The organism is Thermobacillus xylanilyticus (genome assembly GCF_907165215.1).
GTDB lineage: Bacteria > Bacillota > Bacilli > Paenibacillales > Paenibacillaceae > Thermobacillus > Thermobacillus xylanilyticus.
This window is the reverse complement of sequence record NZ_CAJRAY010000079.1, coordinates 20,815-42,623: the sequence shown is the minus strand read 5'-3', so window position 1 is coordinate 42,623 and position 21,809 is coordinate 20,815. Positions and strand designations below refer to the sequence as shown.

Here is a 21,809-nt window from a genome sequence, read left to right as displayed (position 1 = left end):
ACCCGCATGTACGGTGGTGTGAGAGGTCGGGGGCTAGCCGCCCCCTCCTACTCGATTCAGCGGGAATCTGTGCGTCACGGCGATGGCGGCACGGAACCCGGAGACGGCGCATCGCGGGACAGAAGCCTCCGGATCTCTTCCGGCATGAACCTGTAGGACTGCCCGCAGATGCGGCACAGAATTTCAACGGGTTCGTTTCGTTCGCAGGCCGCGGCCAGCTCGCCGGTTCCCAACGCATGCAGCATGGGAAGCATCATCGCTTTGGAGCAGCCGCAGTACGCTTGCACCCGGACTTCATCCAAAACGTCAATGTCGTCAAACAGAAGGAACGGCAGCTTCCGGAACGCACCGCCTTCCGCATTTGAAAGCGAAATATGCGGCAGTCGCCGCGCCGCTTCCCGGATGCGGTCCATCAATCCTTCCGGCGCGCCGGGAAGCAGCTGCGCCAGAACGCCGACACCCGTCCGGACGCCGCCGTCGTCATCATAGTCGATATGAATCGCGAAGTGGGTCGGCGTCTGCTCGCTCTGGTTGAAATAATGCGTCAGGTCATCGACGATGTTCCGGCGGGGCATGTCCGTAATGCCCGTCACGTTCCGGTTCATGCCCACATCCTTGACCATCTGGATGAACCCTCTGTCGCCGATGAGCTGCGGGACGGACAGCCTGTCCAGATCTTCGGGAGCCGCGTTCAGCCATCCTTCGCCCAGATGCCCGCGCACGTTGCCCAGGGCGTCGACATCGGCATACCAGGCGCATCCCGGGCGGCTCGCCTTCACTTTCAGGCTGAGGCGCTGATGATCTTTGAGCGTTCCCGAGAGCAGGCTCGCGGCCGAGACGGTCAGGGCGAACGCATGACGCACCCGTCTACTTCTGACGGCGGGCCGGCGGCAGATGGTGTTCAGCAGGTCCGCATTGTTCACGAAAAAGATGCGGGCTTGCCGGCGACAGGCCAATGTTTTGATCAACAGATTCTCCGCTGCCATGATTCCGCCCCCTTGAGGACATGATCGGTCGGAGCCGATTATAAATCCTGACGCAGCGTCAGGTTCAAGATCCAATTATGCCTGCGGGGAGGGAACGATTGTGTCCGAGCGAGGCTGGACGATCGGCAAGCTGGCGAAGCGGGCCGGGCTCACCGTCCGCGCGCTGCATCATTATGACCGGATCGGCCTGCTGACCCCTTCGCAATATACCGAGGGGGGACACCGGCTGTATTCCCTGGACGATCTGGTGAAGCTCCAGCAGATTGTGTCGCTCAAGGAGCTGGGGTTTCGCCTGAAAGAGATCAAAGCCATTCTGGACGATCCCGGATATGACCCGGCGGAAATGCTTGAGTTGCAGCTTTCCCGTCTGGACGAACAGATTCGGACGTTGGTCGGACTGCGGGATAAGCTGCGCGCGCTGCGCGGGCATTTCCGCGCGGGGAAGACGGCGGCCGGCGAGCAGTTCCTGACGGTCATGCGCATGATGAACATGGCGCGAAGTCCGCATTTTACGGCCGGGCAGATCCATGATCTGAGCGAACGGTACTTGGCTGCGGGGCATGATGAGGACAAGCAGGCCGAGATCCGGCGGATGCTGGACGAATTCCGAAGCTGCCGCGATACGGGGAAGACGCCGGATGATCCCGGCGTGCTGGCGTTGGCGCGGCGCTGGAAGGAGGTCATGGACGCGCTCGACCTGGCAAGCCCCGGGCTTGTCCGGTCCGCGGAGCGGTATTACAAGGAGAACCCCGAGGATGGGCTGATTTACGGCCTGGACCGGGAGCTGTATTTGTTTATTAAAAAATCTTTGTCGCGAGTTGTCACAGATTCGTCCTCCGGCCTGTCATAGGGGTAAGACGAAAGACGGAGGGTGATTGCTGTGACACAATCGAAAATCGTTATCATCGGCAGCGGCATTGCCGGGCTGGTAGCGGCCTGCGATCTCGCCAGGGCGGGGAAGCCGGTCGTCGTGCTGGAGAAAGCCGAGAAATTCGGGGGACGGGCGATGACCATTCAGAAGAACGGCGCCTTGTTCAACCTCGGCGGCCACGCGTTGTACCGCGGCGGGGCGGCGGACCGGATATTCCGGGAATTCGGGCTTGCGCTGAGAGGCGGCAGCCCCACGCTCAATGTGTCCGTCCTCTGGAACGGAAACGTGATGCCGCTGACCCGGTTCCTGTTCAACGGCCGCTTCACCTGGTCCGCCAGGGTCGAACTGACGCGGGCGCTTGCGAAAATCATGCGCCTCGATCCGTCTGCCGACGATGTCATGAACATCAATCTCCGCACGTGGATCGAAGAACATTTCCGCGAGCCGATGGGTCGGAATCTCCTCTACTCGCTGGTCCGCACCGGCACCTTCACCAACGCGCCCGACCGGCAATGCGCCGGAACGGCGCTCGGGCAGGTCCGCCGATCGCTCCGTCCCAATTCGGTGCTCTACGTGGAAGGCGGATGGCAGTCGATCGTCGATCAATTGCGGGAAGCCGCGGTCCGGGCGGGAGCGGAACTGGTCCCTTCGGCCGGCGTCGCCGCCATCGAGCATGACGGGCAGGTCCGCGGGCTGCGCCTGACCGACGGTTCGCAGATCGAAGCCGGGCATGTCATCGCCGCCGTGCCGCCGTCCGAAACGTTCCGCCTCGTGCGGGATGCGGAGCGGACTGCGCTGCGGATCTGGAAAGATCAGGCGATACCGGCGACGGTCGCCTGCCTGGATCTGTGCCTCAGACGGCTGCCGGCTCCGCGCAACCGGGTCGTGTTCGGCATTGACGAACCGGTGTTTTTCTCCAACCATTCCGGACCGACGCCTTCGCTGGCGAAGGAAGGCTATGTGGTGCACGCGGTCAAATATCACGGCATCGGGGAACATGATCCGCGCAAGGACGAGGCGATGCTGGAGCGGGCGATGGACGCCATTCAGCCGGGTTGGCGGAAGGAAGTCATCGCGCGCCAGTACTATCCGAATTTGACGGCCGTGTACGATTACAGCCACATTGACCGGCTGGACCGCAAGCCGGGGCCGGCCGTGCCGCAAGTGCGCGGACTCTACGTCGCGGGCGACTGGGCCGGCCACGGGGAGCTGCTGGTCGACGCGGCGGCGGCGAGCGGAAGACGGGCGGCGCTGAAGCTGCTGGACGACCTCCGGACGGAGAATGTTTCGCGCCTTCATGTCGCCTCGGCAGGAAGATGAGCGTCCGCGGAGAAATAGAAATTGGATATTACAGGAAAGTGTGGCGATGGCCGTGCCGGGCGATGACGCGTATCAGGAATCGGTGTACAAGTCGCTGAAGCCGCTGCTGTTCTCGCTGGCTTATCGGATGCTCGGGAGCGTCATGGACGCCGAAGATGTCGTGCAGGAATCGTTCATGGCGCTGGAACGGACGGGGTCGGACCATATCGCCAACGTCCGCGCCTATCTGTGCAAGACGGTGACCAACCGATGCCTCAATCTTCTGCAGTCGTCCGCGAAGAAGCGGGAACTGTATCAGGGCCCGTGGCTGCCCGAACCGCTCATCGGCGAGCCCGGCCGGACTCCGGAGGCGGACGATCCGCTGCAGTCCTACGTGCACAAGGAATCGCTCGCTACGGCCTACATGCTGCTCCTGCAGCAGTTGTCCTACGTGGAGCGGGCCGTGTTCCTGCTGCGCGAGGTGCTGCAGTACGACTACGACGAGATCGCCGACATCGTCGGCAAGAGCAGCGTCAACTGCCGGCAGATTTACCATCGCGCGAAGCGCAGCCTCGGCAGCCGCGCGTCCGAAGCGCGGGGAGAGGTTCCTCCGGCGGATTCGGCCGCGGCCGCTCCGGCCCGGCTGGTCGAGCAGTTCGTGCACGCCCTGGCGAATGCCGACGTCGACCGGCTGATGCATTTGCTGTCGGCGGACACCGCGCTGACGATGGACGGCGGCGGCAAGGTGACCGCGCTGCCGCGCACGGTCGTCGGCAGCAAGCGGATCGCCGTCTTCATGGCGACGATGCCCGACGTGCTGCCGCCGGACGCGGCTTTTCATCTGGCCGAAGTCAACGGCCTGCCCGGCGTCGTCGTGCAGTCGCAGGGGCAGACGATCGGCGTCGCTTCCTTCGACTACGCGGGCGGCCGCATCGCGGCGATCTACATCGTCGTCAATCCGGATAAGCTGCGCCATGTGGCGCTGATGCAGGGGGGACATTCATGAGCAGATTTCGCATGCTCGACGAACTGCTGAACCGACTTACGGAGGACAAACTGCCGGGCTGCGCGTGCGTCGTGTCGCGGCACGGGAAGGTGCTGTATGAAGGCTATGCCGGTTCGGCCAACCTGGAGCAGGGAAAGCCGATCACGCCCGATACGGTGTACCGCCTGTTCTCGATGACGAAGGTGGTCGTATGCACGGCGGCGCTGATGCTGTATGAGCGCGGGCATTTTCTGCTGGACGATCCGCTCGCCGCGTACATTCCGGAATACGAGGGACCGTCGGTGGTCCGGAAGCTGCCGGACGGCGGGATCGACTATGAGCCCGCCGGGAATCCGATTCGCATCAAGCACCTGTTCACCATGACGTCCGGAATGCCTTACCACTTCGGCGACTCCGAACCGGAGCGGAAAATCCGCCGGGTGCTCGACGAGCTGCGGGAGACGCACGGCAACTACGATCTGCAGACGGAAGTGCGGGCGATGGCGAAGGCGCAGGTGCCGCTCGCCTTCGAACCCGGAACCCGCTGGCTGTACGGCTACAGCCATGATGTGCTCGGCGCGCTGATCGAAGTCATCTCCGGGAAGACGCTCGGACGGTTTCTGCAGGAGGAAATTTTCGATCCGCTGGGAATGAAGGACACCGGCTACCGCTTCAAGGGCGATATTGTGGAACGGATGGCGTCCGTGTATCAGAAGTCGGAAGACGGCAAGCTTGTCGAAGTGCCCGGACCGATCGATATTCTCCATCATCCGGAGGCGAAGTACGAGGGAGGCGGCGTCGGCCTCTATTCCACGGCCCGGGATTATGCGGTCTTCACGCAGATGCTCGCCTGCGGCGGCGTGTACAACGGCGAGCGCATCATCGGGCGGAAGACGATCGAGCTGATGCGGCGGAACCACCTGAACGAGCAGCAGATGAACGACTTCGCCAACGGGCATCATGCCGGCTACGGCTACGGGCTCGGCGTGCGGACGCTTGTCGATCCGGCCGCGGCGGGCGCCAACAGCTCCATCGGTGAATTCGGGTGGAGCGGAGCCGCCGGCACCTGGACGTCCATCGATCCGGCCGAAGGCGTGTCGATCGTCTTCATGCAACAGATGTATCCTTCGATCTACGACGAGTATGTCCATCACCGCGTGCGCAACGCGGCGTACGCGTGCATCGATTGATCCCAAGCAATTGCAGCCCGCATCCGATTGCCGGATGCGGGCTGCTTCGTTCCTCATGCGCCTTACGCCGGCGACGCGCCGCTCGCTTGCTCGAGCAGCTTCGCTTTCCGCCAGCCCCCGAACTTGTAGTACAGGGCGTTGAGCAGCGCGGCCATCGCGAAGCTGGCCGGGAAGCTCCACCAGACTGCATCGAGGCCGTAATAATTCACGAGTACCGAAGCGAGCGGGATGCGGATGATCATAAGGGCGATGAACGAGATGATCATCGGCACCATGACGGCCCCCGCCGAGCGGACGACGCCGGCCATCACGTTGAAGATGCCGAAAATGATAAACGACCAGAGCGTCAAGTTGTTGATATGCATGCCGATTTCAATTGCGCCGGCGTCCCCCGACAGGAACAAACTGACCGTCTCGCGGTTGAACAGCAGCAGGATGAGCACAAGCGCGCCGGTCAGCAGCACGTTGAAACCGATGCCGACGCCGGTAATGCGGCCCACCCGATCCCAACGGCGCGCGCCGATGTTCTGCGCCGCCATCGAGGTGGCCGCGCCGCCGATGGCCAGTGCGGGCATCTGGACATAGCTCGAGATCTGGTTCGCGATGCCGAACGCGGCCGTCGCCTCGGTGCCGTAGCCGTTCACGATATGGATGAGCAGCAGGTTGCTCAGCGACACGATCACCATGTTGAGGCCCATCGGGATGCCTTTCTGGATCGTCAGCTTGACGATCCGCCAGTTCATGCGCAGCAGGTGCAGTTCGTCCCGCGTTATCCGCAGGAAGTATTGCTTGCCGTACAGATACGCCAGAAGCAGAATCAGGCTGACGAACTGGGCGATCAGCGCGGCCGTCGCGGAACCGGCGATGCCCATCTCGGGGAACGGGCCGTATCCCCGGATCAGCAGCGGATTGAGTCCGATGTCCAGCACGGTGGACAGCAGCAGGAAATAGAACGGCGTCTTCGAATCGCCGGCGCCGCGCATGACGGCCATGATCAGGTTGAAGCCGAACATGAACGGCGTGCCCGCGAACATGATGCGCGTGTAGATCACCGCCATGTCCATGGCTTCCTCCGGCGTGTTCAGCAGCTCGAGGATGAGCGGCGAGAACAGGATGCCGAGCGCGCCGGTGATGATGGACAGGATGAAGAAAAAGCTGGTGCTGGTGCCGACGACTTTTTTCGCTTCTTGAATCCGCTGCGCTCCCAGATTCTGCCCCAGCAGGATGACCGACGCCATCGAGATGCCGAAGATGGCGCTGATCAGGAAGAACATCAGAAAGTTCGCGTTGGACGTTGCCGCCAGGGCTGTCTCGCCGAGCAGGCGGCCGACCCAGATTGAGTTGATGGAACCGTTCAGCGTCTGCAGCACATTGCCGAGCAAGATCGGCAGCGAAAAGACGAACAGCGTTTTGGCGATCGGCCCTTCCGTCAGGCTGGGCGCGGCCGCCTTGGACCGTGACGTTGGCATGGTATGTGCGGTCTCCTCTTTCCCCTCGGGACAAACGCCCTTATTCTCCAGCTATTATACACCCGGCGAGGGGAGAAATGGAAATGCAGCCGGGACCGCATCTGGAGCGTTCCGGCCGGCTCATGCGGTGCCGGAGAACATTTTCCGGTATTGATTGGCGCTGACGCCGGTGTACGCTTTGAATTTCTTGTAGAACCAGTCAAGGTCCGAATAGCCGACTTCGCTTGCGATCTCATACACTTTCAGGTGCGTATGCGCAAGCAGCGATTTGGCCTTTTCCATGCGCTGCCGCAGCAGATACTCGTTGAACGTCATGTTCTCGTGTTCTTTGAATTTCTGCCCCAGATAAGAACAGTTGAAGTGCAGGATGCGGGCAATCTCTTTCAGGGTAATGTTCTCGTGCAGCGAATCCCGAACGTACGTTTTCACCTGATCGATGATGCCGGATGGAGAAGAAAGCGCTTGCGTATTTTCGCCGGACAGGCCGGACGGATAAGCGGAAGCGGTTTCGATTTCGCTTTTGACGGTTTGCAGGCTTCGCAGCAGCTCGTCGGACGATACCGGGTCGGGCAAATAGTCGCTGACCTTGTAACGCATCGCTTTCCGGGCCAGATGGAAACTTTTCCTTCCGCCGACGAGAATGATCGGGATGCGGCTTTTCTGACGGATCTGGTCGCACAACTGCATGCCGCGGGTGTACTCGCGCCGAATGTTGATCAGCACAAGCGAGAACAGGCGCCGGGACATCAAAGACATGGCGTCCGCAGACGTCTCGGCCCATCCTTCCACGGCAAATCCCCAGCGGTTCCGCTCGATCATCTTCTTGATTTTTTCCCTCGAATGATCATTCGGATCAACCAGCAGCACCGGATGCATGATGTTCGCCCCCTGCCCATCATTATTCGGAGCCCGTCGTCTCGAGGAATGACGACGCTGTCAGTTTTCATTATGGAAACCGCACGGAACACCGACAATGTGCTTTTCTTTGCATTGCTCGCCGTTGTTTACTTGTTGCTCCGAAGTTCGGCTCCGAAGTCCGGCGCAAGGCGGGTCTGCCGGTTTTGATCCTATCGTTTGCCGGGTGAAAGATCTGGTGTCCGTCCGGTTGTTGCCTCTCGTTTGTAAGCGCTAAACTCTTTGGCGAAGTCAACCGAACGAGGGGGATTCGAAATGCGGATTCGCACCATGGCCATGCTGCTGTGCGCATTGCTCCTGCTGCTGGCCGCATGCAGCGGAGGCGGCTCGAGCAATAACGGCAACAATGACAGCACCGGTTCGTCCGGAAACGAGACAACCGTCGACACGGAGACCGGGGGCGAGCCGGTCGACGAAACGGAGGACATGGAGGATGACGTGTACCGGACGCCGGAGATGGATTTCGATCTGGGCGGCAAGACGATCCGGATCGTGTCGTGGTGGGACATGACCATTCCGGAAGACAATCCGGACAACATCCAGCGGAAACAAAACCTGGAAGAGTTGATGGCCAAGCACAACTTCAAGGTGGAATATATTGCGATCGATTACGGCGAATATCAGCAGAAAGTGACGGCGTCGCTGCTCGCCGGCGAACCGATCGGCGAGATCGTCCGGCTGGGCAAGACGTACACCGTGCCGGCGCTGGTCAAGCAGGATCTGCTCTGGCCGATCGACGAGTACACGAAGAACGCCAACGCGTTCAACCAGAAAGTGACGAATGAATACTACACCTACCAGGGCAGAGGCTACGGATTTTCCGAAAACCACGCCAACCTGGTCCAGGGCATTTTCTACAACCGCACGCTGATGAATCAGCTCGGCATCAAACCGCTGCAGGAATATGTCAACGAAGACAACTGGAATTGGGACACGTTCATCCAGGTGGCCAAGGACGCCAACCGGGATACGAACAACGACGGCAAGCTGGATACCTGGGGCCTCGCCAACCGGGGGCTGCTCGAATTCGCGCTCGCTTCCAACAATACGTCGCTCACGAAGGATGACAAGCAAAATCTCGATGATCCGAAGACGCTCGAATCGCTCAACTTCGTCTCCCGTCTGGTGACCGAACAGGTGAGCAGGCCGACGGAGGGCGGCGACTTGACGGAGCCCGGCCAGTTCTTCCGCCAGGGCAACACGCTGATGTACGCGGGCGCGCTGTGGGAGCTCAGCGGCATCAAGACGGATATGCCGGACGCCGACATCGGCTTCGTGCCGTTCCCGAAGGGGCCGAGCGCGACGGAGTACCATTCCTTCGAGGCGCTGTACCAGGCGCTCACGATCCCGAAGGCCATTCCGAATCCCGAACAGCTCATGTATATCTGGGAGAAAATCAACGATATCGATTCGGTCTACGATTACCCGGACCAAGGCTGGTACGAGACGCTGTTCACGAATGAAGACGACATCAACAACGCGAGAATGGTCGCGCCCAACATGCTCGTGCTGGATCACCATACCTTCCCGAACCTCGGCTACTACGATTTTGAAGGCGAGCTGAACAGCGGCGTGTCGGTTTCCACCGTCGTTGAAAAATACAAGCCGGTATTCCAGGCGGCCATCGACGAAGTGTACGGATCGTAGACACGCGCAAACGGAACGGTGACCGACAGTCCCCGCATAGAACGCTTCTATCCGGGGACTGTCGTCCAATTTCGATCTTGTGTCGCAGGAGAGGAGAATGGTGAACATCCGCAAGAAGAGGTACGCGTACCTTGCACTCGTGCTTGCCGTTCTTTTTTTGTCTGTCTGGATGTTTAACCGTTCGGATGGCTCCGGCAGCGGCGGGCGCGTCCGGGCGATGGCCGATTTCGTTGCCGTGACGGACGAAAGCTTGGGCAACGGGTATGACCGTTACCTGGCCGGCCATGCCGGCGCGGAACGGCCGGACGACGTGATCCGCATCGAGGGAGAGGACTTTGTCGAGACCGTCGGAGACGGCTTCGCGGTTGTGGACCGTTATGAAGGGCTCGACGGGACAGCCGTCCTGACGCCGGAGACGGGTTCGATCAGCTGGGATGTTCCGGTGAGCCGCCCGGGGCTGTACAACATCCGCATTCATTATTATCCGGTTCAGGGCAAAAGTTCGGCTGTCGAGCGGTCGTTCAGCATCAACGGCGAAATCCCTTTCAAAGGGGCGGAACTGCTGCTGTTCGACCGGACATGGGGCAATCGGCACGATGAAATCCGCCGGGACGACCGGGGGAACGACCTGCGGCCGACCCAGGTCGAGAAACCGGCCTGGCGGATCGCTTCGTTCACGGACAGCGAAGGGGATGTCGACGAGCCGTACGCGTTCCATTTCGACAGGGGCGTGCAGCGCATCACCCTGACGGCGCTGCGGGAGCCGATGGCCATCGATTACATCGAACTGTACCAGGAGCCGGAAATTAAGTCGTACGAAGAGGTCAGGAAAGGTTATGAAGCGGATGGGCTGAAGCCGGCCAGCAATCAACTTGTGATCCTCCAGGCGGAGGATGCGGTGCTCAAGTCGTCGCCGACCCTGTATCCGCTGGCCGACCGGTCGAGTTCGTCGGTCGAGCCGTACCACGTCTCCAAGATCCGGATCAACACCATCGGCGGACTGAACTGGAAGCTTCCCGGTCAGTGGATCGAATGGGAGTTCGAAGTGGAAGAGGACGGCTTGTATCATATCGCGCTGAAGCGCAAACAGGACCAGCTGCGCGGCCTGTTCGCCACCCGCAGCATCATGATCGACGGACAATATCCGTTCCGGGAAATGAAGCGGGTCCGGTTTGACTTCGACATGAAATGGAGAACGGACGTCCTGGGCGAGGAGGAGCCTTATTTCTTTTATTTGACCAAAGGCAAGCACCGGATCCGCATGCAGGTGACCCTCGGCGAGATCGCGCCGCTCATCCGGACGATCGAGTCGAGCGTGCTTCAGCTTAACGAGCTGTATCGGAAAATCGTCATGATCACGTCCAACACGCCGGATCCCTACCGCGACTATCAATTGGAGAAGCGGATTCCGGACATGCTGGACGTCCTCGGGAAGCAGGCCGACACGATCCGCAGCGTGGCGGATTATCTGGAACAGACGACGGGCGAACGGAGCGACAAAGTCGCCGTTCTCCATACGATGGTCCACCAGCTGGAGGAAATGGCGGCGCATCCGGAGACCGTCGCCAGACGCCTGAATTCCTTCAAGATCAATGTCGGCGCCCTCGGCACCTGGCTGCTGACCGTGCGGGAGCAGCCGCTGACGCTGGATTATCTGGTCATCTACTCTCCCGACCGGAAACCTCCGCGCGCGGAAGCGACGCTGCTGGAGAGGATCAAGCACGAACTCGGCTCCCTCGTCGCCTCGTACACCGAGGATTACGACAGCATCGGCAACATCGGCGGCGGGGACCGGTCGATCACGGTCTGGATTACGACGGGGCGGGATCAGGCGCAGGTGCTCAAAGGGCTGATCGACGACTATTTTACGCCCGAGACGAACATTGCCGTGAAGCTCAGACTCGTGCCGGCGGAGATTCTGCTCCCGGCCACTTTGGCAGGCGAAGGGCCGGACGTCGCCCTGCAAGTCGGCGAGGAAGTGCCGGTGAACTACGCCATGAGAAGCGCGGCGATCGACTTGTCTACGTTCCCCGATTTTGCGGAAGTGGCGGAACGGTTCCGCGAAAGCGCCTTGACGCCTTACCGGTACGGCGGAGGCGTGTATGCGCTGCCGGAGCAGCAGATGTTCCCGGTAATGTTCTACCGCAAGGACATTCTGGAGGAGCTCGGCCTGACGCCTCCCGAGACGTGGGAGGAGGTCTATCACATGATCTCCGTGCTGCAGAAGAAAAACATGGAGTTCTACCTGCCGCTCGAGAACACGCTGAACAACGCGAACCTGGTGCCGAACGCGGCGTTCGCCATGCTGCTCTATCAGAACGGCGGCGAGTTCTACACGGACGACCAGAAGCGCAGCGCGCTGGACTCGGATACGTCCATGGACGTGTTCAAACGGTGGACGCAGTTCTACACCAGCTACAAGTTTCCGCTGACCGCCGATTTCCCGAACCGGTTCCGGACGGGCGAGATGCCGATCGGCATAGCGGACTATACGATGTACAACATGCTCTCGGTATTCGCGCCGGAAATCAAGGGGTTGTGGGAATTCACCCTCGTCCCCGGCACGGTGCGGGAGGACGGAACCGTGCGCCATGATGTGGCCAGCCACACCACCGCCGCCGTGATGCTCCGGCAGGTGAAAGACAAGGACGCGGCCTGGACGTTCCTGAAGTGGTGGACGGACAAGGACACGCAGATGATGTACGGCCGCGAGATGGAGGCGCTCATGGGCGAGGCGGCGCGCTACCCGACGGCGAATGTCGAGGCGCTCGCGGAACTGCCGTGGCCGGTCAAAGACTACAAGAAATTGGAAGAACAATGGAAATGGGTCAAAGGCATTCCGCAAGTGCCGGGCGGATACTTCACCGGCAGACATCTGGACAACGCCTTCCGCCGGGTGGTCAATGCGAACGAGAATCCCCGCGAAGCCTTGTCGGATTATGTCCTGTACATCAACGACGAAATCGCGCTCAAGCGCAAAGAGTTCAATTTGCCTTAAGCAGCCGGGGGTGAGCCCATGCAAGCCGAAACGGCCCGACACACCGTGCCCGGCCTTTCCCGTGCGAAGAAGCAGTCGCGATTGGCCGGTCTGGTGCGAGAGTTGAAGCGAAACAGGCACTACTACATCCTGATCGGCCCGTACATGCTCATTTTCTTTACCTTCACGGTCATACCGGTCGTGGTCTCGATGGGGCTCAGTTTCTTCTATTTCAACATGCTCGAATTTCCCCGATTCGTGGGGTGGCAGAATTATACGCGGCTCTTTCTGGATGACGACATCTTCATCATCGCCTTGAAGAATACGTTCATTTTCGCGCTCATTACCGGTCCGGTCAGCTATCTCGCCTGCTTCCTGTTCGCCTGGATCATCAACGAGCTGTCGCCCAAGATCCGGGCCTTCATGACGCTGGTGTTCTACGCGCCGTCCATCTCCGGGAACGTGTTCTTCATCTGGCTGATCCTGTTCTCGGGCGACAGCTACGGTTATCTGAACGGCTTTCTGATGCGGTACGGTTTCATTCTGGAGCCGATCCAATGGCTGACGAACGAGAAGTATATCCTGTCCATCGTCATCATCGTCCAGCTGTGGCTCAGCCTCGGCACCAGCTTCCTCGCCTTCATCGCCGGATTTCAGACGATCGACAAGACGCTGATCGAAGCGGGAGCGGTGGACGGCATCAAGAACCGCTGGCAGGAACTGTGGTACATCACGCTGCCGTCCATGCGGCCGCAACTCATGTTCGGCGCTGTCATGCAGATCACCGCCTCCTTCGCCGTCGCCGATATCTCGATCGCGCTGGCGGGGTTCCCGAGCGTCAACTATGCGGCGCACACCGTGGTCACCCATCTCATGGACTACGGCACGATCCGCTTCGAGATGGGCTATGCGTCCGCCATTGCGACGGTTCTGTTCCTCATCATGATCGGGACGAACCTGATGACGCAGAAGCTGCTGCGGAAGGTGGGGGAATGACATGACCTACAAACTGTGGTCGGCCTTTCGCATCCGCAGAAGGTTGAACCGCTCGTTCACCGTCAGTTTCATTCTGTTCGCGTTTCTCGGCGTATTCGGCTGTTTCTCGGCCATCCCGCTCATCTACGCGGTGAACAACGCGTTCAAGCCGCTGGACGAACTGTTTATTTTTCCGCCGCGGATTTTCGTGCGCAATCCGACGTTGGACAACTTCTACGACCTGGTGGCCCTGATGGGGAACTCCTGGGTGCCGCTGTCGCGGTACATCGCCAACACACTGCTCATTACGATCATCGGGACGGCCGGACATATTCTGCTGGCCTCCATGGCGGCCTACCCGCTGGCGAAGTACCGTTTTCCGGGTTCCCGGACGCTGTTCTCGATTGTGGTGCTGTCGCTCATGTTCTCGGGTCATGTCACCGCCATTCCCAACTACATGGTCATGTCCTGGCTCGGATGGATCAACACGCACGCGTCGATCATCGTGCCGTCGCTCGCCTTCTCGCTCGGCCTCTTCCTGATGAAGCAGTTCATGGAGCAGATTCCGGACGCCCTGCTGGAAGCGGCCAAGATCGACGGCGCGAGCGAATACCGGATTTACTGGAGCATCGTCATGCCGAACGTAAAACCGGCGTGGCTGACGCTGATGATTCTGCAGTTCCCGATGCTGTGGGGAAGCGACGGCGGCAGCTTCATTTACAGCGAAAACCTGAAGACGCTTCATTACGCGCTGGGGCAAATTTCGCTCGGCGGCATCGCCCGGGCGGGCGTCGGGGCGGCGGTCGCGCTCATTCTGATGATCGTGCCGATCACGCTCTTCGTCATCTCCCAGAGCAACGTCATTCAGACGATGGCCTCATCCGGGATGAAAGATTAGGAAGGGGGCGCAGGATGCGGATGAGCATGCGGATCAAACACGTCGTCGTCCTCCTGGCGATGGCCGGTCTGCTCGGCGCGGGCATGGGCACAGCGGCCGCCCGGGCCGACGGCGTCCCCGTGGCCTACAACTACTCCTTCTGGGGGGATACGGTCAGTTCGCCCGCGCCGTATTTGCCGGCCGCGCTGCTGAACGGCCGGGATCTCGGCGTCGGGCCGTTCAAGGAACCGAACGATCTGTTCGTTACGGCGGACGGTGACATCTATGTGCTGGATTCCGGCAACAACCGGATTGTCGTATTGGACCGGCAGCTGCAGCCGGCGTCGGTCATTGATTCCTTCGTCCGGGACGGACATGAGGATACGTTCGCGAACCCCCAGGGGATCTTCGTGACGGATGACAAGGAAGTGCTGATCGCCGATACCGGGAACAGGCGCATCGTCCATCTGGACCGTCAGCTCCATCTGGTGAAGGTGATCGAGTCGCCCGAATCCGAACTGCTTCCGGCCAACTTCGTATTCCAGCCCGTCAGGATTGCCGCCGACAAGGCGCAGCGGCTGTACGTGCTGGCGGTCGGGGTGTTTGACGGCTTCATGGAATTTAACGCCGACGGAACGTTCACCTCCTTCATCGGCGCCAATCGCGTCCGGGTCGATCCGGTCGAACTGTTCTGGAAACGGATCTCGACGCGCGAGCAGCGAAGCCGGATGGTGCTGTTCGTGCCGACGGAATTTACGAGCCTGGACATGAATGAAGAAGGATTCATCTACGCGACGAACGGCGATCAATGGGGGGAAACGATCAAAAAGCTGAACGCGCACGGAAACGACATTTTGCGCAGGGAAGGCTATTTCAGCCCGCGGGGAGACATTCGCTACACGGCAAGCGCCGGCCCTTCCCGGCTGGTGGACATCGACGTGGCGGACAGCGAGATCTACTCCGTGCTCGATGCCAAGCGGGGCCGCATCTTCACGTACAACGGCGACGGACATCTGATGTACGTTTTCGGCGGGCTGGGGAACAAACGGGGCGAATTCAACACGCCGGTCGCCATTGAACGGCTGGGGGACGACTTCCTTGTTCTGGACAAGGCGCTCGGCGAAATTACGCTGTTCCAGGTGACGGAATACGGCAGCACGCTCAATGAAGCGGTCAGAAGCTACTACCGCGGGGACGAGGAGCGGGCCGTCGAACTGTTCCGCAAGGCGGTCGACATGAACGCGAACCTGGAATTCGCCTACTCCGGCATCGGGAAGGCGCTGCTGCGCCAGGGCAAATATGCCGAAGCGATGCAGTATTTCAAGCTGAGCATGGATCAGCGCAACTATTCGAAGGCGTTCCAGCTCCGCCGCAAGGAAGTGCTCCGGGAGTATCTGCCCGCGGTCTTGTCGGCGGCCATGGCGGTGACCGCCGGTCTGCTGCTGCTGAAGAAACTGAGGAAGATGCTGAGAAGGAAGGGGGCCGCAACCCTTGAGTAAAGCGCTTGTCCGGTTCCCGTTCTATCTCATTTTCCATCCGTTCGCGGGTTACTGGGAACTCAAGTACGAACAAAGCAGGAAAGCCAATCTGATCGTTTCGTTTGCCATTCTGGTCCTGATGGCCGCCACCAACATCCTGAGCAGCCAGTACAGCGGCTTTGTCGTTCATCTGTACAACCCGGACGACATGAACAGCCTGATGGAGATCGTCTATGTGGCCGTGCCCGTCCTGTTCTGGTGCGTGGCCAACTGGTCGCTCACGACGCTGATGGATGGTGAAGGGAAGTTCGTCGAGATCTTTGCGTCCACCTGTTTCGCGCTCATCCCGATGATCATCATCCGTTTTCCCTGGATTTGGCTGAGCAACGCGATCACGCTGCAGGAAGCGGCTTTCTATTATTTCTCGGAAAGCGTCGCCGTCCTCTGGTCGCTGTATCTGCTGTTCGTCGGAAATATGACGGTGCATCAATATACGCCCGCCAAGACGGTCGGGACGATGCTGCTGACCGTGGTGGCAATCGGCTTCCTGGCGTTTATCTGTCTGCTCTTCTTCAGCCTGCTTCAGCAGATCGTCTCGTTCGTCACCGTCATTTATCAGGAGATTTCCTTACGGTATTGAAGAGGGGGCGGAATGCGCATGGTGAGAAAACCGCTGCTGATCGCGTGCCTCGCGGCCATGATCGGTCTGGCGGGCTGCTCAGGTTCCCATCCGGGAGCGGCGGACGAAACCGCGGGGACATCGGATGCGTTCACGCCGGGAGCGCCGCTTGCCGCTTCCTTTACGGATGCGCAGCTGTCCGGGATGAAAGGCATCGCCGAGAACGAATATCTGCAATTGTTCGTGGACGACCAGACGGGCGCCATCGCCGTCCGCGACAAGCGGAGCGGGGACATCTGGCACAGCAACCCGCCCGACCGCGATCAGGATCCGATCGCTTCCGGAGTCAACAAAGACTTGCTGTCGGCGCAGCTGAAACTGGACTATTACAACCGATTCGGACAGCTTCAATCGATCAATACCTATACGGACAGCGTCGCCCACAAGCAGATCGCGTTCGAACCGATCCCGGACGGTGTCCGGGTGACCTGGCAATTCGGCACCGCCGAACGGACGGCCGCCGATCTGCCGCTGATGCTGAGCGAAGCCCGCTTCAAGGAACTGTCGGGCAAGCTGGACCGGACGGGGCAGCGCGCGTTGACCATTGCATACAAGAAAGACCCCGACAAACCGGTCTATGTGCGGAACGACAGCGCGCTGAGCGGACTGCAGCTTGCCCGCACGTTCAAAGCGTTCGAAGACGCCGGCTATACGGAAGAAGACCTGCAGCAGGACATGGAGGAGCTCGGGTTCACGCAGGAGAAACCCGAGGCGCGGATCTTCCTGGCGGCGATCGAATACACCCTGGACGGCGACAATCTCTTGGTCAACGTTCCGGTCGCCGATATCCGGTATCCCGAAGGCTTTCCCGTAGGCGAGGTTTCCGTCCTCAGCTTCTTCGGGGCGGGAGGACAGGATGACAGAGGCTCGATCTTCGTTCCGGACGGTTCCGGCGCGCTCATTCATTTCAACAACGGGAAAACGATGGTTCCGGCCTACCGGCAAACGGTGTACGGAACCGATCTGACGATGGAAAGGACCGAGGATGCGATCCGGGAGCAGGCGGTCAGGCTGCCGGTGTTCGGCATCATCCGGGAGGGAGAAAGCGCCTTCCTCGCGATCATCGAGCAGGGAGCTTCCGTCGCGTCCATCAACGCCGACGTCGCCGGCCGGCTGAACAGCTACAACTATGTGTACCCGAGCTTTCAGATGATCAACAAGGATGAAGTGACGCTGCAGGCGGACGATCAGCACCGCACGCTGCCGAAGTTTCAGGAGCGTCCGGTGCGGACGGATTTTACGATCCGCTACGCGTTCCTGAGCGGCCGGGAGGCGTCGTATGCGGGAATGGCCCAATATTATCAGCAATATCTGGAGCGCACGGGCGGACTGCCCCGGCGGCAGACGGACCGGGAGACGGATGGGGAAACGGACATGCCGTTCTATCTGCAGCTGATCGGAAGCATCGACAAGAAGAAGCATGTCGTCGGCATTCCGTACCGTGCGCTCGAACCGTTGACGACGTTCGAGCAGGCGAAGACCATCATCCGCCGGCTGCAGGAACGCGGCGTCCATCGGATCAACCTGAAGTACGCCGGCTGGTTCAACGGCGGACTCGATCACAGCGTTCCCGAACGCATCGCGGTTGACCGGGCGGTCGGCGGGAGCCGGGGATTGCGGGAATTCACGGCGTTCGTCCGGGAGCAGGGGATTTCGTTCTTCCCGGATGTCGCCGTCGTGATGGCCCATTCGGGCAAAAGTTTCAGGGAATCCAAGGATGCCGCCCGGACGCTGCGGGGCGTGCCCGCCGCGATCTATCCGCTGGATCCGGCGCTGGGCCGGCGGGATGTCGGCAGATCGCCGTCCTATGTCGTATCCCCGAGGCTGGTCGGTTCCTACGTCGAGGGCATGCTCGACGGCATAGCCGCGTACGAGACGGGCGGCATCTCGCTGCGGGATCTCGCCGACCGTCTGAACAGCGATTACCGGAAACGCCGGACGATCGACCGCGCCGAGTCTGAGAGCATATCCGTCCGCGCGCTGCAGCGCATTCACGAGGCGGATCTGAACATCATGGCCGAGGGGGGCAACGCGTACGCGCTGCCTTATGTGACGGACATTACGAACGCCCCGCTGGCGAGCAGCGGATTCAAGATCGAAGACGAGACGATTCCGTTCTACCAGATGGTGATCCGCGGATACATCGACTATACGGGAGCGCCGTTCAATCTCTCGCACTATTCGAACGAGCGGCAATATGTGCTCCGCTGTCTGGAGTACGGATCCGGCGTATCCTTCACCTGGATCCATGAGCCGAACTACAAGGTGAAAGATACGGATCACCATGATTTGTATGCCGTCCATTATGCGCTGTGGATGGATAAGGCGGCCGACATCTACCGGGAAGTGAACGAGGTGCTGAAAGACGTCCGGCACGAGCGGATCGTTGCCCATGAGAAACTGGACGAAGGCGTATTCAAGACGGTCTACGAAAGCGGCATGTCGGTCATCGTGAACTACAACGGACACCCGGTGACGGCGGAAGGCCGGACGATTGAAGCCGAGAGCTATGTGACGGGAGGCGAGCGGTCATGAAACGGTTCATGCGATTCGGCGGCAAACCGTTGACCTATGCGCAGCAGAAAGCAATCTGGGGATTCCTGTACGTCCTGCCATGGCTGCTCGGGTTCGTCTTCTTCTTCGCCGTACCGCTCATCCTGTCCCTGCGGTACAGCCTCAGCGCGATCGATGCCGATTCGAAGGGGATGACGATCCGGTTCGTCGGCATGGCGAACTACGTGGAAGCCTTGACGGTCAATCCGAATTTCAACCGCACGCTCACCGAGTCGGTCGTCAACATGGTGGTGAACGTGCCGCTCATCATCATTTTCAGTCTGTTTCTCGCCGTTCTGCTCAACCAGAAATTCGTCGGCAGAGCGTTGGCCCGGGCGATCTTCTTCCTGCCGGTCATTCTCGCTTCCGGCATCATCGCGAATCTGGAGTCCTCCAGCCTCGTGCAGACCATCATGAATCAGAACGCGGCTTCCGGCGGCCCGATCAATGTGCTGCGATCCTTCGAACTGGAGCGGATGATGCTGGAAGTCGGCGTGAGCGAGACGATCGTCCTGTATCTGACCGGGGCCGTCGACCGCATCTATCAAATCATCAGCGAGTCGGGCGTGCAGATTCTCATTTTCCTGGCCGGCATCCAGACGATCTCCCCCCAGCTCTATGAAGCGTCCAAGATCGAAGGAGCGACCGGATACGAGGCGTTCTGGAAGATCACGTTCCCGATGGTCAGCCCGCTCATCCTGGTCAACGTCGTCTATACGATCATCGACTCGTTCTCCCGGAATGCGATGACGGATCTGATCATCTCGACCGGATTCGACAACTTCGATTTCGGACTCAGTTCGGCGATGGCCTGGATCTATTTCGCGGTCGTAATGTTGATCTTGCTGATTACCACGTATTTCGTATCCAAAAGAGTTTTCTATCAGGAATAGAGGGGGGGCGCTCAAGTTGACGATCGCGCGCTTGTTGTCGCCGGAGAGCTGGAAGCGATGGCTGTGGTCGCTGATCCGGCTCGTGCTGATCACGGGATTGTCGTATGTCATCCTGTACCCGATTCTGCGGAAAATATCGACGGCGATCAAGGACAAGACGGATCTCTATTCGCCGATCGTGGTCTGGATACCCGAACATTTCACCATGGACAATTTCAGGCAGGCCATCTCGATCATGGATTATTGGGAGACGCTTGTGAACACGTTCGCGCTGGCCGGGACGACCACGCTGCTGACCGCCGCTTCCAGCGCGGTCGCGGGATACGCGTTCGCCCGGCTGAAGTTCAGAGGCAGCAATCTGCTTTTTGCGGGGGTCGTGCTGACGATTCTCGTCCCGCCCACGACGATACTCATTCCGATTTACATGAACCTGAAGGATTTCAGTCTGATGGGACTCATTCCGCTGCTGACCGGAAAAACCGTCAATCTGCTGAATACGTACTGGCCGTTCATCCTGACTTCCGTAACGGCGAACTCGCTCAAGGCGGGGCTGTTCATTTTTATCTTCAGGCAATTTTTCCGGGGCATTCCCAGGGAGATCGAGGAGGCCGCCTACATCGACGGCGCCGGCGTCGGCGCGACGTTCGCGCGCATCATGCTGCCGAACGCGGTGCCGGCCATCGTCACCGTGCTGCTCTTCTCGTTCGTCTGGCAATGGAACGACAGCTTCTTCACGACCACCTATCTGACGTCGAGCAAAGTCATGTCAACGCAGCTCGCGTCATTGCCGTACAATCTGTCGATCTTCCTTGAAGGCGGCGTCGCGACCAACAAGGATCCGTTCTACCAGAGCATGGTTCAGGACACGGGCATTCTGCTGGCCATCCTGCCGCTGATCATCATTTATCTGTTCGTGCAGCGTTACTTCGTGGAAAGCATCGAACGGACCGGACTTGTCGGGTAAGAAGAGGGGGCGTAACCGGATGTTCCGCGCAAGAGGGCTGGCTGCGGTGTTGGCCGTACTTACGGCCGCATCGCTTGTTCTCTCCGGATGCTCGTTTCTCCCCGTCGAGGACGAGGCGCTTCAGCCGCCGCTCGTCGAACCCGCCAGGGAACCGCTCGATTACACGGTGGTGTCCAGGGGGACGATCGAGACGTACCTGAGGGGCACGGCGCATTTCGTTTCGTCCCGTGTGGAGACGCTCTCGTTCAAGGAATCGGGCGGACGTCTGAAATCCATCAATGTTGCGCTCGGCGACCATGTGGAGGCCGGCGAGCCGGTGGCGGAACTGGAAGTGGGAGATCTGGAGCTCCAGGCGGAGCTGCAGCGGCTGAACGTGGAGCGCGCCCGGCTGCTTTACAAAGAAGCGCGCACTTCCGGTGCAAGCGGCGTCGACCTTCGCTTGCGGGAAATCGATCTGGAACGGGAGCAGAAGATGCTCGAGGCGATGGAGACGCGGCTCGGCAAGGCGCGGCTGCACGCGCCGATCTCGGGTACGGTCATCTTCGTCGCGTCGATGAAAGAGGGCGACACGGTGAGCGCATACCAGCCGATCGTGACCATCGCGGACCCGGACAGCGTGCAGCTGACTTATGTGGCGGCGGAATCGCGCGAACTGTTCGGACTGGAAGTCGGGATGCCCGCCTTTCTGAAGTACAAAGGCGTGGAGTACACGGGCAAGGTGCTGCAGACGCCTTCCAGCGCTCCGTTGACTGCCGATCCCGCGGGGGCGGAGCGCAACGGGGTGACGATCGTTGTCGGCATCGACGACCCGCCGGGAGACGTACAGATCGGCCACAGCGCCGACTTGACGATCCCGCTCCAGAAACGGGAGAACGTCATCGTCCTGCCGCGCTCGGCGATCCGCTCATACATGGGCCGCAATTATGTGCAGGTTGTGGAGGGCGAACGGATCAAAGAGGTGGACGTCGAGACGGGATTGACGACGCCGACCGAAGTCGAGATTGTCAAAGGGCTCGAAGAAGGCCAGATGGTTGTGCTGAACAACTGACCG

General features: G+C 60.2%; 17 protein-coding genes. 14 read left to right on the top strand and 3 right to left on the bottom strand.

All coding sequences use genetic code 11. From position 1 onward, the window contains the following. Window positions 1-74 precede the first annotated feature (74 nt). A complete protein-coding gene (locus KJQ12_RS14620; RefSeq protein WP_213485424.1) occupies window positions 75-986 on the bottom strand; it encodes an Hsp33 family molecular chaperone HslO in 912 nt (303 codons plus the stop codon). Between the two features lie 100 nt (window positions 987-1,086). On the opposite strand from KJQ12_RS14620, the gene KJQ12_RS14615 reads away from it, so the two are divergent. From KJQ12_RS14615 to KJQ12_RS14600, 4 genes are read left to right on the top strand one after another with little or no spacing between them, the layout of a single operon-like run. Continuing rightward, window positions 1,087-1,836 carry a MerR family transcriptional regulator gene (locus tag KJQ12_RS14615; protein WP_213485422.1) on the top strand — a complete coding sequence of 250 codons (750 nt, stop codon included), beginning with the start codon at window positions 1,087-1,089 and terminating at the stop codon, window positions 1,834-1,836. Window positions 1,837-1,866: 30 nt separating this feature from the next. After that, window positions 1,867-3,177 (top strand): phytoene desaturase family protein, encoded by a 1,311-nt coding sequence (locus tag KJQ12_RS14610; RefSeq protein WP_213485420.1) that lies wholly within the window; start codon window positions 1,867-1,869, stop codon window positions 3,175-3,177. 46 nt (window positions 3,178-3,223) lie between these two features. Further along, complete coding sequence (gene sigJ, locus KJQ12_RS14605) at window positions 3,224-4,162, top strand: RNA polymerase sigma factor SigJ (protein WP_015255692.1); 939 nt, start codon at window positions 3,224-3,226, stop codon at window positions 4,160-4,162. Further along, window positions 4,159-5,331, top strand: coding sequence for a serine hydrolase domain-containing protein (locus KJQ12_RS14600; RefSeq protein ID WP_213485418.1), 1,173 nt, complete (start codon window positions 4,159-4,161; stop codon window positions 5,329-5,331). The genes sigJ and KJQ12_RS14600 overlap by 4 nt, the downstream gene beginning before the upstream one ends. A 62-nt stretch (window positions 5,332-5,393) precedes the next feature. Here the strand turns inward: KJQ12_RS14600 and KJQ12_RS14595 are convergent, their stop codons facing one another. Further along, entirely contained in the window at window positions 5,394-6,800 is a 1,407-nt protein-coding gene (locus KJQ12_RS14595) for an MATE family efflux transporter (RefSeq protein ID WP_213485416.1), read from the bottom strand. 120 nt (window positions 6,801-6,920) lie between these two features. Further along, window positions 6,921-7,676, bottom strand: coding sequence for a response regulator transcription factor (locus tag KJQ12_RS14590; protein ID WP_015255689.1), 756 nt, complete (start codon window positions 7,674-7,676; stop codon window positions 6,921-6,923). Window positions 7,677-7,970: 294 nt separating this feature from the next. Between KJQ12_RS14590 and KJQ12_RS14585 the strand changes: the two genes are divergently transcribed. From KJQ12_RS14585 to KJQ12_RS14540, 10 genes are all read left to right on the top strand, one after another. Continuing rightward, window positions 7,971-9,362, top strand: coding sequence for an ABC transporter substrate-binding protein (locus tag KJQ12_RS14585; protein ID WP_213485415.1), 1,392 nt, complete (start codon window positions 7,971-7,973; stop codon window positions 9,360-9,362). Between the two features lie 97 nt (window positions 9,363-9,459). After that, window positions 9,460-12,360 carry an extracellular solute-binding protein gene (locus KJQ12_RS14580; RefSeq protein WP_213485413.1) on the top strand — a complete coding sequence of 967 codons (2,901 nt, stop codon included), beginning with the start codon at window positions 9,460-9,462 and terminating at the stop codon, window positions 12,358-12,360. A gap of 18 nt (window positions 12,361-12,378) precedes the next feature. After that, on the top strand, window positions 12,379-13,335 hold the full coding sequence (locus KJQ12_RS14575; RefSeq protein ID WP_015255686.1) for a carbohydrate ABC transporter permease: 957 nt from the start codon (window positions 12,379-12,381) through the stop codon (window positions 13,333-13,335). A gap of 1 nt (window position 13,336) precedes the next feature. Then, entirely contained in the window at window positions 13,337-14,212 is an 876-nt protein-coding gene (locus KJQ12_RS14570; protein ID WP_213485410.1) for a carbohydrate ABC transporter permease, read from the top strand. A gap of 14 nt (window positions 14,213-14,226) precedes the next feature. Then, window positions 14,227-15,690 (top strand): hypothetical protein, encoded by a 1,464-nt coding sequence (locus KJQ12_RS14565; RefSeq protein ID WP_213485409.1) that lies wholly within the window; start codon window positions 14,227-14,229, stop codon window positions 15,688-15,690. Next, entirely contained in the window at window positions 15,683-16,309 is a 627-nt protein-coding gene (locus KJQ12_RS14560) for a YIP1 family protein (protein WP_015255683.1), read from the top strand. Before KJQ12_RS14565 ends, KJQ12_RS14560 begins: the two co-directional genes overlap by 8 nt. A gap of 12 nt (window positions 16,310-16,321) precedes the next feature. Further along, the gene (locus KJQ12_RS14555) at window positions 16,322-18,883 is read left to right on the top strand and encodes a DUF5696 domain-containing protein (RefSeq protein WP_425315981.1); all 2,562 of its coding nucleotides are present in this window, start codon (window positions 16,322-16,324) and stop codon (window positions 18,881-18,883) included. Beyond that, the gene (locus KJQ12_RS14550; RefSeq protein ID WP_015255681.1) at window positions 18,880-19,794 is read left to right on the top strand and encodes a carbohydrate ABC transporter permease; all 915 of its coding nucleotides are present in this window, start codon (window positions 18,880-18,882) and stop codon (window positions 19,792-19,794) included. The genes KJQ12_RS14555 and KJQ12_RS14550 overlap by 4 nt, the downstream gene beginning before the upstream one ends. A 16-nt stretch (window positions 19,795-19,810) precedes the next feature. Further along, window positions 19,811-20,758, top strand: a complete 948-nt coding sequence (locus tag KJQ12_RS14545) for a carbohydrate ABC transporter permease (protein WP_213485406.1) — start codon at window positions 19,811-19,813, stop codon at window positions 20,756-20,758. A 19-nt stretch (window positions 20,759-20,777) separates the two neighbouring features. Then, on the top strand, window positions 20,778-21,806 hold the full coding sequence (locus tag KJQ12_RS14540) for an efflux RND transporter periplasmic adaptor subunit (RefSeq protein ID WP_015255679.1): 1,029 nt from the start codon (window positions 20,778-20,780) through the stop codon (window positions 21,804-21,806). Window positions 21,807-21,809: the final 3 nt, after the last annotated feature.